This is a genomic window from Billgrantia antri (assembly GCF_019430905.1).
Classification (GTDB): domain Bacteria; phylum Pseudomonadota; class Gammaproteobacteria; order Pseudomonadales; family Halomonadaceae; genus Halomonas; species Halomonas antri.
This window is the reverse complement of the sequence record NZ_JAHYCA010000008.1, coordinates 12,212-28,201: the sequence shown is the minus strand read 5'-3', so window position 1 is coordinate 28,201 and position 15,990 is coordinate 12,212. Positions and strand designations below refer to the sequence as shown.

The window sequence follows — 15,990 nt, the reverse complement described above, 5'->3', positions numbered from 1 at the left end:
TCATGCATACTTCACTACAGGTCCGCGACACCGTGGGCCAGGGCACGCTTACCCCCGAAATCTTCTATGCCGATACCCTTTTGCTGCTCCCCGAAGAGGTACTGCTCGAGAGCGGCTGCGCCAAGCACAAGGCCGTCCTGATCGCGGACGGCAAGTTCGCCGAGATCGACCGGCGTGAGGCACTGCTCGCACGCCATCCCGAGCTGACGCCGATCGAACTGCCGGGCAAGCTGCTGATGCCCGGCTTCATCGACACCCACCATCACCTGACCCAGTCGCTGGGCAAGTCGCTGGTGTTCGGCGAGCCCTCCGAGATTTTCAAGCGCATCTGGGTCCCGCTCGAGGCCAGCCTCGACGAGCAGACGCTGTATCTCTCGGCCAAGCTCGCTGCGCTGGAGGCGCTGCGCGGCGGCTTTACCACCGCGGTGGACGCCGGCACGCGAGCTTCGGCGGAGATCGGCAGCATCGCCAAAGCCGCCGAGGAGACCGGCCTGCGCTGCGTGCTGGGTTACATCTGCAACGACCTGGGCGGTAAGGAGTCAACCCAGGACGGCACTGCGATCCGTCGTGAGGCCGAACGGCACTTGGCCCGCTGGGCAGGGCATGCGCTGGTCGCACCGTCGCTGGCGGTGTCGATCCCCGAGGTGGCCAGCGATGCCATGCTGCACGATGTGGCCGCGCTGTGCGCCGAGAGTGGCGCCATCTTCCAGACCCACATCAACGAGCACCTCCAGGCGGTGGAGCGTTCGCTGGTCGCGCGCCGTCAGCGCCCCTTGGAACAGTTGCACGCGGTGGGTGCATTGGGGCCGCAGACGCTGGTCGCCCACGCCACCCTGGTCACGCCGACCGAGCTCAACCTGCTGCGCGACACCGGTACCGCGGTGGCCTTCAATCCGGTCGCCAGCGCGTGGAAGGGCAACGCCGTAGCGCCGGCCCTGCAGATGGCCGCGCTGGGCATCCGCTTCGGCCTGGGTACCGATGGCACACGTAGCGACGCCTTTCGGCTGATGGATGCCGCCGAGACCAGCCAGCGCCTTACCGTCGGACTGGCGACCGGGGACTCGTCCTGTGGCGGCGGCTGGCTGTGGCTTGAGCACGCCACCCGTGCCGGCGCCGATGCAGCGGGACTCAAGGGACAGACCGGAGAGATTGCCCCAGGCCTGGCCGCCGATTTCCTGCTCGTCGATCTCGACGTGCCGGAGATGACGCCATCCTGGGATCGCCCATGGGAGTTGGTGCGCTACGCCAATCGCGATCAGATCGAGGCCGTGTTCACCAACGGTCGGCTGCGCCTGTGGCAGGGCTGGCCGGTGGACTGGGATGCCAGCGCGCTGCTTGCCGAAGTACGCGAAGCGGCTGGCGCTGCGGTGCAGCGCGCGCCGATCTACCGGGTACATCCGCCGTCATCGAAACATCGGGCAATGACCCAAGGGAGTCTGGAGATCGACACTGCGTTGGCCACCGGAGCGGTTTACTCATCATGAACGAAGTCGCCGTCTTCGTGATCATTGCCGCCGCCACCGGTATCGCCGCCTTCGTACAGGGCGCGATCGGTATCGGCTTCGCGCTGATCGTCGCTCCGGTGCTGGGCTTCCTGCGTCCCGATCTGCTGCCGATTGCGCTGCTGATCCTGATGTTGCCGCTCAATCTCTACGTCGGGCTGCGCGAACGCGAGGCGATCGACTGGAAGGGTGTCGGCTGGATCAGTCTGGGTCGCTTGCCGGGCACCTTCCTCGGCCTTTGGATTCTGGTCGTGCTGAGCGCCGACAGCCTCAACCAGGTGGTCGGCGCCTCGACGGGAATCGCCGTACTCGCCGCGCTGTTCGCGCCGGTGTTTAAGCCCAAGGCGGGCGCCTGCGCAACGGTCGGCGTCATCACCGGCGTCACCGAGACCGCTACCGGCGTGGGTGGGCCACCGCTGGCGCTGCTCTACCAGCATCGCCCCGGGCCGGAGCTGCGCTCGACCATTGCCTGCTGTTTCCTGGCGGGCGAGATCATTTCGCTGATCATCCTGGCCGTGGCGGGCAAGCTCCACCTGGAACAGCTGCTGTGGGCCCTCTACCTGCTGCCGCCGCTGTTCATCGGCAGCGTTGCCAGCCGCGTGACCCACCACCGTATCGATGCCAGACGACTGCGCCAGGGCGTGCTGCTGTTCGCACTGGTGTCGGGCGTCATATTGATGTTCCCTTACTAACGCGAGCCTGATCCAGACTCGGCCACTTACGCCGCGACAGCATCGCCGCCCATGGCCTGAGTCATGGGCCTTCAGTGTGCCTCGTCCCAGTTGGCCCCACTCTCCGCCTCGACGATCAGCGGTACGCTGAGCTCGGCGGCGGCCTGCATGCGCGATTTCACCTCGTCGATGAACCCGTCCACCTGGCCTTCGCCGACCTCGAACACCAGCTCGTCGTGGACCTGCATCACCATGCAGGCGTCGAAGGCGCTCTCCTGCAACCAGGCGTCGACCGCGATCATGGCGCGCTTGATGATATCCGCCGCGGTGCCCTGCATCGGCGCGTTGATGGCTGTACGCTCGGCGGCCTGGCGCCGGGCGTGATTCTGAGCACGAATCTCGGGCAGGTAGAGGCGGCGACCGTACACGGTCTCGACGTAGCCATCCTCGGCGGCTTGGGCGCGAATGCGATCCATGTAGCGGGCCACGCCCGGGTAGCGGTCGAAGTAGCGGTCGATATAGGTCTGCGCCTGGCCGCGCTCGATGCGCAGCTGCTTGGATAGCCCCCAGGCGCTCATGCCGTAGATCAGGCCGAAGTTGATCGCCTTGGCGCTGCGTCGCTGCTCGCCCGAGACCTTCTCCAGCGGTACGCCGAAGACCTCGGCTGCGGTGGCGGCATGGATGTCGCGGCCTTCGGCGAAGGCGCTGAGCAGCCCCTGGTCCGCGGAGAGGTGCGCCATGATGCGCAGCTCGATCTGCGAGTAGTCGGCGGCGACGATGCGATAGCCGGGCCGGGCGATGAAGGCCTGGCGGATCTTGCGCCCCTCCTCGGTGCGGATGGGGATGTTCTGCAGGTTGGGATCGGACGAGGAGAGTCGGCCGGTGGCGGCGACCGCCTGATGGTAGCTGGTGTGCAGCCGCCCGGTGCGCTTGTTGACCAGCCGCGGTAGCTTGTCGGTATAGGTCGACTTGAGCTTGGCCAAGCCGCGATGTTCCATGATCACCTTGGGCAGCGGATAGTCCAGCGCCAGCTCCTCGAGCACGGCTTCGGCGGTAGAGGGCGCCCCCTTGGGGGTCTTCTTTAGCACCGGGATCTTCTGTTCCTCGAACAGGATCTCACCGAGCTGCTTGGGCGAGCCGAGGTTGAACTCGCGCCCGGCCAGTTCGAAGGCCCGCGTCTCGAGCTCGGCGATACGCGCTTCGAGCTCCTGGCTCTGGGCACGCAGCCGCGCGGCGTCGATCGCCACGCCGGTACGCTCGATGCGCGACAGCACAGGGATCAGCGGCCGCTCGATGCTGTCGAGCACCTCGGCCAGGCGCCCCTCCGCCTCGATGCGCGGCCGCAGCTCACAGTGTAGGCGCAGGGTCACGTCGACATCCTCGCAGGCGTAGGGCACGGCCTGCTCGAAGTCGATCTGGTTGAAGGTGAGCTGCTTGGCGCCTTTGCCGGCGATCTCCTCGAAGCTCACCGTCTTCTGGCCCAGGTACTTCAGCGCCAGCGAATCCATGTCGTGGCGGGTGGCCGTAGAGTTGAGCACGTAGGACTCAAGCATGGTGTCGGTGAGCGGTCCTTGAACGTGAATGTCGTAGTTGGCCAGTACCGAGATGTCGTACTTGAGGTTCTGGCCGATCTTGCCGCGGCATGGGTCCTCCAGCAACGGCTTGAGCGCGGCCAGCACGCTGGCCCGGTCGAGCTGCTCCGGCACGTCGAGGTAATCGTGGGCGAGCGGCACGTAGGCCGCCTCGCCGGGCTCCAGCGCCAGCCCCACGCCGACGATCTCGGCGTCCATGTAGTTGAGGCTATTGGTCTCGAGGTCGAAGCAGAAGGCCTCGCAGGCACCCAGCCGCGCCAGCCACTCGTCGAGTTCGGCCTGGGTCAGGATCAGGTGATTGGTACAGGCCGCAGCGCTGGCCGGGGGCGCGTCCGGGTCGAGGTTACCCGCGGCGGCGGTGCCGGCCACTCCGGCACCGCGCTCGAGGTCGTCGACACCCTCGTCCTTACCGGAGAGCAGTTCGGAGAGCCACGCCTTGAACTCAAGTTCGGTGTACAGGCGCTTGAGCGCCTCGCGGTCGGGATGGGCGATATCGAGGTCGTCGAGCCCTACAGGAAGCTCGCAGTCGGTCTTGATCGTGGCCAGTCGGTAGGAGAGATAGGCCATCTCGCGATGCTCCTCGAGCTTCTTCGGCAGCGACTTGGCACCGCGAAAGTCGAGGGTGGTGACACGCTGGAGGTCGGCATAGATGGTATCGAGCCCGCCGCCCATGCCCTGCAACAGACCCAGCGCGGTCTTCTCGCCCACCCCCGGCACGCCGGGGATGTTATCAACCTTGTCGCCCATCAGCGCCAGGAAGTCGATGATCAGCTCCGGCGGCAGACCGAACTTGGCTTCGACCCCGGCCACATCGAGGGTCTCGTCCTTCATGGTGTTGACCAGGGTGATGTGCGCGTTGACCAGCTGCGCCATATCCTTGTCGCCGGTAGAGATCACCGCATCGCGGCCGGCCTCGGTGGCGAGGCGGGCCAGGGTGCCGATGACGTCGTCGGCCTCGACGCCCTCGACGCACAGCAGCGGCAGTCCCAGGGCGCGCACGCAGGCATAGAGCGGCTCCACCTGGCTGCGCAGGTCGTCGGGCATCGGCGGCCGCTGCGCCTTGTACTGCTCGAACAACTCATCGCGGAAGGTCTTTCCCTTGGCATCGAAGACCACCGCCATGGGGCTGTCCGGATAGTCCTTGATCAGCCGCTTGAGCATGTTGAGCACGCCCTTGACGGCACCGGTGGGCTGGCCTGTAGAAGTGGTCAGCGGCGGCAGGGCGTGAAAGGCGCGGTAGAGATAGGACGAACCGTCGACGAGAACGATGGGCGTGTCGGCCATGTATCGGCATCCGTTGGGTCTGTGCAAGAAAAAGGGATCTTGATCCGCCATGATACGCATTGCGCGTTGCTTTTGCCGCCAACGTTGGGATCTGGCGGTCCAACGTCATACACTGGAGTCAAGCAGTGGCAGCCATTGTCGCACGCGCTCCTGGGAGGCCAACATGAACGTTCCTCGCCGTTTCCTCGCCGTCACCCTGCTCGCCTTGGGTCTCATGGCCCTGGCCACCCCCGTGCTGGCCCAGTCCTCGGCCAACGTCGAGCCCGATATCACCATTCGCCAGGAGGAAGACCGCACGATTCGCGAGTACCGCATCAACGGGCAACTCTATGCCATCGAGATCCAGCCGCGCCAAGGGCCCAGCTATTTTCTCGTCGACCACGACGGAGATGGCAACTTCGAGCGCGAGGAGGGCGACAGAGTCGCCGTGCCCCAGTGGGTACTGATTCGCTTCTAATCGTTGCGCTGGCTACATCGCTGGTGAGTACCGGAGCGAGTCGTGCATCGCGGTGCCAAGACGCTACAATAGGCGGCTTGGCAACCTGGGCGAGAGACACATGGCCGTATTCACCCCGTTGAGCGACGCACAGGTCGCAGAGTTTCTCAGGCGTTTCGATGTCGGCAGCCTGGTCTCCCTGGAGGGGGTCGCTGGCGGCACCGAGAATACGACGTTCTTCGTCACTACCGACCGTCGCGAGCTGGTACTGACGCTATTCGAACAGGGCGAGCACGACGAGCTGCCGTTCTTCGTCGATCTGCTCGACTACCTGGACGAGCATCGCCTGCCGGTGCCGGGACCGATACATGACCGTGAAGGCATCGCCCTGCACAGCCTGGCGGGCAAGCCCTCGCTGCTGTTCCCGCGCCTGCCCGGCCGCCACCCCATGGCGCCCACCCTGACTCAATGCCAGGCCCTGGGTGACGCGCTGGGCCGCATGCACACGGTGTCCCAGCACTTCCCCGGGCACCGTCCCAATCCGCGCGACCTCCACTGGCTCGTGGCCATGCATCACAAGGTGCTGGGCTATCTCTCGCCAGAGGATCAGGCGTTGATGAAAGACGAAGTGGAGACCTACCAGGGCGTCTTCGGGGCCGCGCCCGAGCTACCCCGTGGCGCGCTGCACGGCGACCTGTTTCGCGACAATACCCTGTTCGAGGACGACCGCCTCGGCGGCATCATCGACTTCTACAACGGCTGTACCGGTGACCTGCTGTTCGATCTCGCCATCGTGATCAACGACTGGGCCTCGGGCCCGGAGGGGCGCCTGGACCGCGAGCGTCATGATGCCATCCTGAGCGCTTATCAGGCTCGCCGGCCACTGACCTCCGCCGAGCGCGAGGTATGGCCGACGATGCTGCGCATGACCGCCCTGCGCTACTGGCTGTCGCGGCTGCTGGTGGTCTACGTCGACCCACCGGCCCACGACCTGACGCCGCACGATCCGGCGCAATTCCACACCATTCTCACGGCACGCCTGAAACATGGCGCCCTGCCCCTGCCAGAAGCGAGCAACACATGAGCCTATCCATGGGAGCTGCCTCCGGTCCCGCCCAGCGTGCACGCCGTACCTGGAACATCGACCAGTGGGGCAGCGGCTACTTCGACGTCGATGACAACGGCCATGCCCTGGTGCGGCCGCACGGCAGCGAAGCCGAAGGTCCGGCACTGCCGCTGGCGCCGCTGGTGGACCAGCTGCGTGAGGCCGGCCTGCGCCTGCCGGTACTGGTACGTTTCAGCGATATCCTGCATGACCGCGTCGAGCAGCTGTGCGAAGCCTTCGACCTGGCCATGACCGAGGAGGAGTATGCCGGCGGCTATACCGCCGTCTACCCGATCAAGGTCAACCAGCAGCGTCGCGTGGTCGAGGAGATCCTCGCCACCCGCGAGCGCGGCCATGGCCGGGTCGGCCTGGAAGCCGGCAGCAAGCCGGAGCTGCTGGCCGTGCTGGCCCTCTCCGCCGACGGCCCGTCGCTGATCGTATGCAACGGCTACAAGGATCGCGAATACATTCGCCTGGCGCTGATGGGCGAAAAGCTCGGCCACCGGGTCTATCTGGTGGTGGAGAAGTTCTCCGAGCTGCCGCTGATTCTGGAGGAGGCCGAGAACCTTGGTGTCACGCCACGCATCGGCTTGCGTGCGCGCCTGGCGTCGGTGGGCATGGGCAAGTGGCAGGACACCGGTGGCGAGAAGTCCAAGTTCGGCCTCACCGCTGGTCAGATGCTGGCGGTCGTGGAGCGCCTGCGCGAGGCGAATTCGCTGGCCAGCCTGCAACTGGTGCACTTCCACCTGGGCTCGCAGATCGCCAATATCCGCGATATCCAAGTCGGCCTGCGCGAGTGCGCACGCTTTTACCAGAGCCTGCTGGCACTGGGCGCACCGATCGATACCGTCGATGTGGGCGGCGGGCTGGGTATCGACTATGAGGGCACCCGCTCGCGCAGCTTCTGCTCGATCAACTACTCCATGCGCGAGTATGCCCGTAACGTGGTCAGCGCCTTCGCCCAGGCCTGCAACGAGGCGGAGATTCCCCATCCCCACCTGATCAGCGAATCGGGCCGGGCACTGACCGCGCACCACGCCGTGCTGATCGCCAACGTGATCGGCGAGGAGCGGGTCAACGACCGAGCCCCCGAACGTCAGGCCGAGGACGACCCTCAGTTGGACGAGCTGTGGCGGGTACACGACCTGCTGGGCAACGCGGTGGAGCCGCGCGAGCTGGTCGAGGCCTGGCACGATCTGCTGCAGGCGATGAGCGAGATGCACGACCGCTTTCTCATGGGGCTGGCCGACATCACCGTGCGCGCCGAAGCGGAAGGCGTCTATTTCGCCACCTGCGCGCGGCTGCGCGAGCGCCTCGACAGCCGCAACCGTGCCCACCGGGAGATCGTCGACGAGCTCGCCGAGAAACTCGCCGACAAGCTGTTCGTCAACTTCTCGCTGTTCCAGTCGGTACCCGATGTCTGGGGCATCGACCAGATCTTCCCGGTGCTGCCGCTAACCGGACTGAACCGCGAACCCACCCGGCGCGGCGTGATCCAGGACATTACCTGCGACAGCGATGGCCGTATCGACGGCTACGTCGACGGACAGGGCGTGGAAACCACCCTGCCGCTACCGGAGTGGCGCGACGACGAGGAGCGACTGCTGGGCTTCTTCCTAGTCGGTGCCTACCAGGAGATCCTCGGCGACCTGCACAACCTGTTCGGCGACACCGACTCCGTCGATGCCGCGCTGATGGAAGACGGCAACTGGGTGCTGAGCCACGCCCAACAGGGCGACCGGGTCTCCGACGTGCTCGCCTACGTCAATTTCGACGCCAAGGTGCTGCGCGACCGCCTCGCCGGCCAATTGCAGGAGAGCGGCCTGACGGCCGAGGAGCAGGCGCACTTCCTCGACGACCTTTCCGCCGGGCTTCAGGGATACACCTACCTGGAGTGATCGCCACTGCGGTCATGCAGACACGAAGACGCCCCCAGGAGGTTCCCTTGGGGGCGTCTTCATGCCGGGTTGAGCACCGGTCGGGGTTACTACTCCGCGACCTGCCCCTCGACCTCGAGCCCACCGGTCAAGGAAAGGCGCAGTTTCGCACCACGCGGCAATTCACCCACTCCCGCCGGCGTACCGGTCAGCACCACGTCGCCAGGTTCCAGGGTGAAATGGCGGCTCATTTCGGCCACCAGGGTAGGAATCGGAAACAACATGTCGGCACCTTCGCCGCGCTGTCGAAGCTCAGCGTCGATCTCGAGCGTGAAGACCAGAGCACTCCAGTTCGGCACGCGGCTCAGCGGCAGAAAGTCACTCAGCGGACAAGCGCCATCGAACGCCTTGGCCACCTCCCAAGGCTGCCCCTTCTCCTTGAGGCGAGCCTGCACGTCGCGCAGGGTCAGGTCGAGGGCCAGACCGATACCGACGACGGCCCTCTCGGCCTCTTCGGTCGTGGCGTGGGTCAGCCGCTCACCGATCAGCAACGCCAGCTCGGCCTCGAAATGCACCTCGCCGCGGGCAAACGGGGCCTCGATGGGCCTATCGAAACCGGCCGCACTGGTGGCTGGCTTGATGAACAGCAACGGCTCGCTGGGAATCGGGTTGTTCAGTTCCTTGGCATGATCGGCATAGTTGCGACCGACGCAGACGATTTTGCCAAGCGGGTGGGAAAACGCCTGGCCATCGGTGAAACGGGGGACAAAGCGCATGGCGGGTCTTCTCCTTCTGGGTTGGCGTGCCGCTTGTCGTCGACAGGCCTAACAGTCTACCTCACCACACGCCCTGTTCCATCCACTCGCCGTGCCCTGCCGCGGCGTCAGCCCTCGGGCGTCCACGGCTCGTCCGGTGAATGCGCCAGGAAGCGCGGGCGCCGGCGGCGTGCCGCGAAAGGCTCGGTGCAGGCGTTGTCCCGCCGGTTGTAGACGAAGAAGACATTGCTGCGCGGGTCCGGCGACATGTTGGCGTTGGAACCGTGCAGCGTGTTGCAGTCGAACAGCAGCAGTCCACCGGCCGCGCCTTTCGGCGCCTCGATGCCGTGGCGACCGACCAGCTCACGCAACGCCTCGCGGCCCGGTACGCCGAACTCCTGGCGCTTGAGCGACTGGCGATGATGATCGTCCGGCGTCTCGCCCAGGCACGGCACGAAGACCCGGTGCGAGCCGGGAATCAGCATTAGCGGGCCATTGAACTCGTGATTGTCAGTCAGCACGATCGAGGCGCTGACGGCGTGCATGGCCGGCATGCCGTCCTCCGCGTGCCAGGTCTCGAAGTCGGAGTGCCAGCTGAAGCCCTTACCCTCGAAGCCCGGCTTGTAGTTGATGCGCGACTGGTGCACATAGGCATCGCCCCCCAGTAGCTGGCGTACGCGCCCCACCAGTCGTTCGTCACGAGCGAGCTCGGCGAAGCGCTCGGACAGATAGTGCACCGCGAACAGCGAGCGGATCTCCTGGCTGTCGGGCTCGGTGATGCTGAAATCGCGGCCGCGGAAATCATCGTGGTTGAGTAGCTCGCTCAGTTCGCGACGCAGCCCGTCGAGCTCTTCCCCGCAAATGAACCCGGGCTCGAACAGAAAGCCCTTGCGCTCGAACTCGTCGAGCTGCGCCTGCGTCAACGGCCCATCCTTGGCACTACCACGCACCACGCCCTCCTGACGCTCCAGCCAGAGGGTGTCGAGCGGCTCAGCCAGCCGGGTGGGGTAGGCGTCGCGCGTACGGCCGAGCATGCTGCCGACCTGAGAGGTCAGGGTGTCGCTACCGGCGTAATCAGTCGCCTGCTTGAGCTTACGGTTGGACGAAGTTTGTACTGCCATCCAATCACCTCCTGTGTATCCGTGATCAGTTTCAGTCCCAACTCGTGCAACGGCGTACAGCCGCGGTGGGAGGTCCCGACGGGACCATGCAGCGTGGATGTGGTGGCGGTGCGCTGCGCTTTCAAGAGCGGTCCGATACGGCTTTCGGCATGGCATGGGCCTGGCTCGTCTTGCTACATTAGCGCCATCATGGCACTGCGGCCTGCTCCGCTGGCCGCCATTTCCTTCAGCCAGGAGACCGTCATGTCACAGACACAACCGCCTTTGCCTCCCCAGGGGCGCTGGGAGAGGCGATTCGAGCGCTGGCTGTGGAGCAGCCGCTTTCTCGTACTGCTGGCGGTCATCCCCAGCCTGGCGGCGGCCCTGGCGCTGTTCATCATCGGCACCATGGACATCGCCAAGCTGGTCATCGCTACCGCCGTCTACTATTTCATCGGGGGCGGGCCGGACATCCACGATACCGTGGTACCCAGCGTGGTCATGGCCATCGACATCTATCTGGTGGCCATCGTGCTGCTGATCTTCGGGCTCGGCGTCTATCGGCTGTTCGTTTCCCCCATCGAGCAGGCCGAAGAGCATGCGCCGGGTCATCCGTTCAACGTGCAGTCCTTCGATCAGCTCAAGGACAAGATCGCTCGAGTCGTCATTCTCGCGGTGATCATCGAATTCTTCCGGGCCGTGGTGGACATTCGCTTCCAGACGCCGCTGGAGGCCATCTATCTCGCTTTGTCGGTACTGGCGTTGGCCGGCGCGCTTTATCTGATGAGCCGTGCCCAGACACATTGAGCCGAGGATTTTAGCTACCTTCAGGAGTCGACGTAGCGATTACTCGAATAACGAAAAAACCGCCTATTGAGGCGGTTTTTAATAGCTGCAAGTCGCTGATATCCCGAAGGTCTTGATGGTGCCGGCACCAGGAGTCGAACCCGGGACCTACTGATTACAAGTCAGTTGCTCTACCAACTGAGCTATGCCGGCTCGGGACCGACGCTTACGAACTGCAGAGTCGGAAAAGGGTTGGCGTGGCTGGGGTACCAGGATTCGAACCTGGGAATGCCGATACCAAAAACCGGTGCCTTACCACTTGGCGATACCCCAGCAGATTGGTGGCCAGAGACGGAATCGAACCGCCGACACGGGGATTTTCAATCCCCTGCTCTACCGACTGAGCTATCTGGCCGCTGCCAACGGTGCGTATTAAACAGGATCAGCCCGGCAGCGTCAAGCCTTTCGTTTCATGCAGATGCCTCCCCCTTGGCCGTGTCGCTCGAGCTAGCGCTCGGGCGGCACATAGCCCTCCGCCTGGTCGGTTTCCCGGTTATCGAGGAAACGCTCCATCTGCTCGTTGAGGTAGGCACGCGCCTCGGGATCGAGCATGTTGAGGTGCTTCTCGTTGATCAGCCGGGTCTGCAGCGCCTGCCATTCCTCCCAGGCACGCTTCGACACGCTGGCCTGGATCTCCTGGCCCTTCTTGCCCGGTAACGGCGGGAACGGCAATGCCTCGAGCTCCTGCTGGTACTTGCGGCAGAATACGGTCTGGCTCATGAATATCTCCTCGTTTTGTAGACGGTGTGCAATCAAGGCTCACCCGGTGCCACCAGGGCGAACGGCGCGAGCGAGGCCAACAGCGCCCTCACCGGCGCTGCCAGGCCGACGCGCCCGGGATTGCCGGGATCGTACCAGCAACGCCCCTCGCCCACCGAATCCAGCCTGCCGATTCGCGCCGGCTGTGGAGTGATGTCGAGGCGGAAGTGGCTGAACGTATGGCTGAAAGCCGGCCAGGCCGGATAGAGCGCGGCCCCCGGGGCATGGGTGTCGAGCCAGGCACGCAGCGCCACCAGGTCGTCGAACTGGGGCAAGCCCCACAGTCCGCCCCACAATCCGCTGGCGGGGCGCTGCTCGAGCAGCACGCGGCCCTCGGCGTCCTGCAGCACCAGCATCAGCGTGGCGCGCGTCGGTAGCGTCTTCTTGGGCTTGGATTCGGGGAAACGGCGCTGCTCGCCTCGTGCGTGGGCCACGCAGACATCGCTGAACGGGCAGCGTTGGCAATCGGGCGTGCCACGGCGGCACAGGGTAGCACCGAGGTCCATCATCGCTTGGGTATAGTCGGCGACGCGACGCTCGGGGGTATAGTACTCGGCCAGCGCCCAGAGCCGACGCTCCACCGCCGGCCGCCCCGGCCAGCCTGACACGGCGTGCAGCCGCGACAGGCTGCGCTTGACGTTGCCATCGAGAATCACAGCACGTCGGCCGGTGCTCTGGGCGATGATCGCCCCGGCCGTGGAGCGGCCGATACCGGGCAGCCCAGCCAGGGCTTCCAGGCTCGCCACCGGCAGCTCGCCGCCATGTGCCTCCATGACCTGCCGGGCCGCCTTGTGCAGGTTGCGCCCGCGGGCGTAGTAGCCAAGCCCGGTCCACAGATGGAGCACCTCGTCCTGGGAGGCCTTGGCCAGCTCGGCCAGACAAGGAAAGCGCGCCATGAAGCGCTCGAAATAGGGGATGACGGTCGCCACCTGGGTCTGCTGCAACATGATCTCGGAAACCCAGACCCGATAAGGCGTGCGCTCTCGCTGCCAGGGCAGATCGTGACGACCTTCGCGGTCGAACCAGTCCAGCAGGCGATACTGGAACTGGGTCGCGTCGAGCACCGAAGCAGGCATTTCACTCATGAACCACCTTCCTGCAGGCGTGACGAAAAAAAGCGCCGACTCGTAGGTCGGCGCAGAGACTGGCTTTGGGTCATCAGTTCAATAGACCACGCAGGGTGTCGCGAAGTTCCCGCCCGGCTCCCTCGCCCAGGCGCTCTTCGAGCTGCTCGAGCGGGCGCTCCAGGCGCTTCTCGAGCTCCTCGCCAGCACGGCGGGAGGCTTCATCGCGCAGCAGATCGGCCAGGGTCGCCTGAAACGCCTCACGGTCGAAGCGGCACCACTCCTCTCTCTCGCCGGAGAGTTCGCCGCTGCAGCGTACCGGCAAGGGAACGCGCTCCAGGCGCGGGTTGACGGGGCAGGCCGCATCCGCTCCGTCGACGAAACGGGCAGCGGCCCGCAGGTCGAAGCGTTCGCTGCCCAGATCGAGCTCGCCGCTGCCGCCGAGCTCGATCCCCGGAATGGCAATCAGGATGTCTTCGCTGCGGGCGATGCCGTCGGTAATTTGCAGGCTTGCTTCGGCCTGCTCAAAGCGGGTATCGGCCCTCCACTCACGGCTCGTCTCGCGGCCTTCGAGCGTTGCCACCAACGAGCACAGCTCCTGAGACACATTGACGTCGAGTACGGCGCCGTCGTCGAGGTGTCCCTGCAGACGTCCATTGAGGTTACGCTTGAGCGCCGGCCAGCTGTTGTCGCGCGTTTCGAGTTCGCCATCGAGGGTAAGCCGACCGCGCAGCGGCGCCGGGCCGTCATCTTTACTCAATGCCTCCAGCAGCGGCTCCAGCCGCACCCGCGACAAGCTGGGACTCAGCTGCCAACGAATCGGTTCACGGTTGAGGTCAAGCGCCCCGCTGGCGCTCAGCTCGCCGTCGTAGAAAACCGAGTCAAAACGTTCGAGTCGCTGCTGGCCGTCATCACCCGACAAGACCAGTCCTACCTCGGTGAACTCGAGCCCCGACAGACGCAGCTGCGCCAGGTCGAGCGCTCCGTTCAAGCTCAGCTGGGCCAGCCACTCGGCGGGCACCAGCTCGTCCGCATCCTGGGCATAGGCCTTGCCAATGCCCAGAAGGCCATGTCGGGCAGCACTCTGATCACCAGACTCGGCCGGCGGCAGGTAGCGATCCAGGTCGAGACGGTCACCTTGCAGCTCGAAATCGAGCTGACGGCCGTCGAGACCGGTGGTCAACCGGCCAGTGAAGGTGCTGCCATCAAGCACCATGGTCAGGCCCGCCAGCTCGAGACGCTCCAGATCACCTCGCACCGGGCTGGTGAGAGCCACGTCGGTGAGCGCCTCAGGATCCGCCATCGTGGGCAGCTTGCCCAGACGCGAGAGCCAAGGGCGCAACGAGAAGGGGGCCGCGCTGAGCTGGCCACTATATGTCGGGGCTTGATCGAGGTCGGCGAGATTGAGGTGGCCGCTCACGCTTAGCGAGTCGGGCCCGGTTAGCTGCAGGTCACGCAGTTGCGCCGTCTTTTCGGCCAGGTCGGCATCCAGCGCCAGGGTCAAGGACAGGGGCAGCGGCTCCTCGCCCAGCCCGGGATGTTGCAGTCCGACCTCCAGCCGACCTTCCTGCAACTGCAATCGCTGCTGAGACAAGTCCAGGACGAGCTGCTGGCCACTCAGGTCGATCCGTTGCCTGCCATCGATACCCGCCACCAAGCTGGCGGTATTGAGCTGCGGCGCTTCCAGCAGGTAACGGCGTTCGGCAAGGACGAGCTGCATCCGTCCCTCGAGGGTAACGTCGCTCGCCAGCGCCGGGCTTCGCTCCAGCTCACGCCAGTCGAGGGTACGGTAGGATTTCAACTTGAAAGAGGACTTGAACGGAAAGGCACGCCGGGGGTTGACGTTGGCGCCCGACAGGTTGATCTCTTCGACCAGCCATTCGGTTCCCTCCGTCAAATCGCGATAGCTCGCCGTGCCGTTGCGCACCTGGACGCTGGCAATGTTTAGCGCCACGGCCAGGTTGGCTCCTTCTCGGCTGGGGCCGGCAGTAGCCGGCGCCAGCGCCGATTCGGCCCCCTCGCGGCGTTCGTCGAGCCGCTGCATCAGGGTTTCCCAGTTGCCGTGCCCCTCCTCGTCGCGTGACAGGTTCAGTTGCATGCCGTCGAGCGTCAGCCCTTCGATGGCGATCTCGCCGCGCAGGAGCGGTGCAAAGGCCAGGCTGACCTCGGCATGCGCGAAGGCGAGAAAGGGCTGATCGTCGGCACTCTGCTCCGGGAGGCGGCCTTCGGCCTGCTCTACGCTTACTCCAAGACGCGGATAGAACGACCAGGAGAGGGGGCCGTCCAGGGTCAGCTCCAAGCCGCTCTGCTCGCGTACCACTTCGATGAGACGCGGCTTGAAGTCCTCCGGGTCGAGGAAAGTCGTGACGTAGACCACGGCCGCCGCCACCACCACGCCGAGCACCCCGATGGCCGCCAGCAGCATCTGCAACAATCGCTTCATGTGTTACCGCCTCCTTGCAGCGGTGGAGCCAATACGAAGTAGTCGCCGGTGATGTCCATGCGATATCCCAGGCGCGTCAGCAGCACCTGGTCGGCGACAGGCAGCTGAGAGGAGTGCGTACGCAATTCACAACCCGTGGCACGCGCCGCATCGCTGACCAGCGCCAGCAGCCGCGACCCGACGCCACGCCGTCGGGTGGCCTTGCGCACACACAGCTCCGACAGCCACCAAGCCTGGTCGTCGGCGCTTACCGCCAGCGCGCCCAGCAGGCGGTCGTTGAAGCGCGCACAGGCAAAGAAGTGTCCCGCCTCGAGGTGCTCACGGAGAAAGCGGTCCACTGGCTTCTTCAGAGGTTCGCTCGGGGCATCGGCATAGATCCGCACCAGATCGAGCTGTGCCTGTGGATCCGACGTCCAGGTGGCCTGATCTACGAGGTGAAGCGTTACTGGCATGGCGGTCTCCCTGTACCGCGGCAAGGTGCCGCCGCTGTGATGGGCGCATTGTAGCGGATGGGGGGGACGATTCTCTATAATGGACGCCCCATGACGGCAAGCGC

General features: G+C 65.3%; 13 protein-coding genes and 3 tRNA genes. 6 read left to right on the top strand and 10 right to left on the bottom strand.

The window, feature by feature from the left end:
* The first annotated feature begins 2 nt into the window (after positions 1–2).
* Together KPL81_RS18795 and KPL81_RS18790 are read left to right on the top strand one after the other, a co-directional pair.
* Positions 3–1,484, top strand: coding sequence for an amidohydrolase family protein (locus KPL81_RS18795; protein WP_219793439.1), 1,482 nt, complete (start codon positions 3–5; stop codon positions 1,482–1,484).
* Positions 1,481–2,194, top strand: coding sequence for a sulfite exporter TauE/SafE family protein (locus KPL81_RS18790; protein WP_219793438.1), 714 nt, complete (start codon positions 1,481–1,483; stop codon positions 2,192–2,194). The genes KPL81_RS18795 and KPL81_RS18790 overlap by 4 nt, the downstream gene beginning before the upstream one ends.
* Positions 2,195–2,265: 71 nt before the next feature.
* Here KPL81_RS18790 and polA read toward each other — a convergent pair whose 3' ends face one another.
* Complete coding sequence (gene polA, locus KPL81_RS18785) at positions 2,266–5,049, bottom strand: DNA polymerase I (protein WP_219793437.1); 2,784 nt, start codon at positions 5,047–5,049, stop codon at positions 2,266–2,268.
* Positions 5,050–5,212: 163 nt separating this feature from the next.
* Here polA and KPL81_RS18780 point away from each other — a divergent pair, with 163 nt between their 5' ends.
* From KPL81_RS18780 to speA, 3 genes are all read left to right on the top strand, one after another.
* Positions 5,213–5,506: a DUF2782 domain-containing protein gene (locus KPL81_RS18780; protein WP_219793436.1), complete on the top strand. Its 294-nt coding sequence runs from the start codon at positions 5,213–5,215 to the stop codon at positions 5,504–5,506.
* Between the two features lie 100 nt (positions 5,507–5,606).
* Positions 5,607–6,569: a homoserine kinase gene (locus KPL81_RS18775; protein WP_219793435.1), complete on the top strand. Its 963-nt coding sequence runs from the start codon at positions 5,607–5,609 to the stop codon at positions 6,567–6,569.
* Positions 6,566–8,488: a biosynthetic arginine decarboxylase gene (gene speA, locus KPL81_RS18770; RefSeq protein ID WP_209474522.1), complete on the top strand. Its 1,923-nt coding sequence runs from the start codon at positions 6,566–6,568 to the stop codon at positions 8,486–8,488. Before KPL81_RS18775 ends, speA begins: the two co-directional genes overlap by 4 nt.
* 89 nt (positions 8,489–8,577) lie before the next feature.
* Here speA and KPL81_RS18765 read toward each other — a convergent pair whose 3' ends face one another.
* On the bottom strand, positions 8,578–9,243 hold the full coding sequence (locus KPL81_RS18765) for a fumarylacetoacetate hydrolase family protein (protein ID WP_219793434.1): 666 nt from the start codon (positions 9,241–9,243) through the stop codon (positions 8,578–8,580).
* 107 nt (positions 9,244–9,350) lie between these two features.
* Entirely contained in the window at positions 9,351–10,343 is a 993-nt protein-coding gene (gene thpD, locus KPL81_RS18760) for an ectoine hydroxylase (RefSeq protein ID WP_209474526.1), read from the bottom strand.
* A gap of 243 nt (positions 10,344–10,586) precedes the next feature.
* Between thpD and KPL81_RS18755 the strand changes: the two genes are divergently transcribed.
* Positions 10,587–11,129, top strand: a complete 543-nt coding sequence (locus KPL81_RS18755; protein ID WP_209474527.1) for a YqhA family protein — start codon at positions 10,587–10,589, stop codon at positions 11,127–11,129.
* 116 nt (positions 11,130–11,245) lie between these two features.
* Here KPL81_RS18755 and KPL81_RS18750 read toward each other — a convergent pair.
* The 7 genes from KPL81_RS18750 to KPL81_RS18720 form a co-directional block, all read right to left on the bottom strand.
* Positions 11,246–11,321: transfer RNA gene (locus tag KPL81_RS18750), tRNA-Thr, on the bottom strand.
* A 45-nt stretch (positions 11,322–11,366) separates the two neighbouring features.
* A tRNA-Gln gene (locus KPL81_RS18745) sits at positions 11,367–11,441 on the bottom strand.
* A gap of 6 nt (positions 11,442–11,447) precedes the next feature.
* Positions 11,448–11,523: transfer RNA gene (locus KPL81_RS18740), tRNA-Phe, on the bottom strand.
* 92 nt (positions 11,524–11,615) lie between these two features.
* Complete coding sequence (locus tag KPL81_RS18735; RefSeq protein ID WP_111414495.1) at positions 11,616–11,888, bottom strand: oxidative damage protection protein; 273 nt, start codon at positions 11,886–11,888, stop codon at positions 11,616–11,618.
* Between the two features lie 32 nt (positions 11,889–11,920).
* Positions 11,921–13,012, bottom strand: a complete 1,092-nt coding sequence (gene mutY / locus KPL81_RS18730) for an A/G-specific adenine glycosylase (protein ID WP_219793433.1) — start codon at positions 13,010–13,012, stop codon at positions 11,921–11,923.
* 73 nt (positions 13,013–13,085) lie between these two features.
* Positions 13,086–15,434, bottom strand: coding sequence for an AsmA family protein (locus KPL81_RS18725; RefSeq protein WP_219793432.1), 2,349 nt, complete (start codon positions 15,432–15,434; stop codon positions 13,086–13,088).
* Positions 15,431–15,886 carry an acetyl-CoA sensor PanZ family protein gene (locus KPL81_RS18720; RefSeq protein WP_219793431.1) on the bottom strand — a complete coding sequence of 152 codons (456 nt, stop codon included), beginning with the start codon at positions 15,884–15,886 and terminating at the stop codon, positions 15,431–15,433. Before KPL81_RS18720 ends, KPL81_RS18725 begins: the two co-directional genes overlap by 4 nt.
* Positions 15,887–15,990 lie beyond the last annotated feature (104 nt).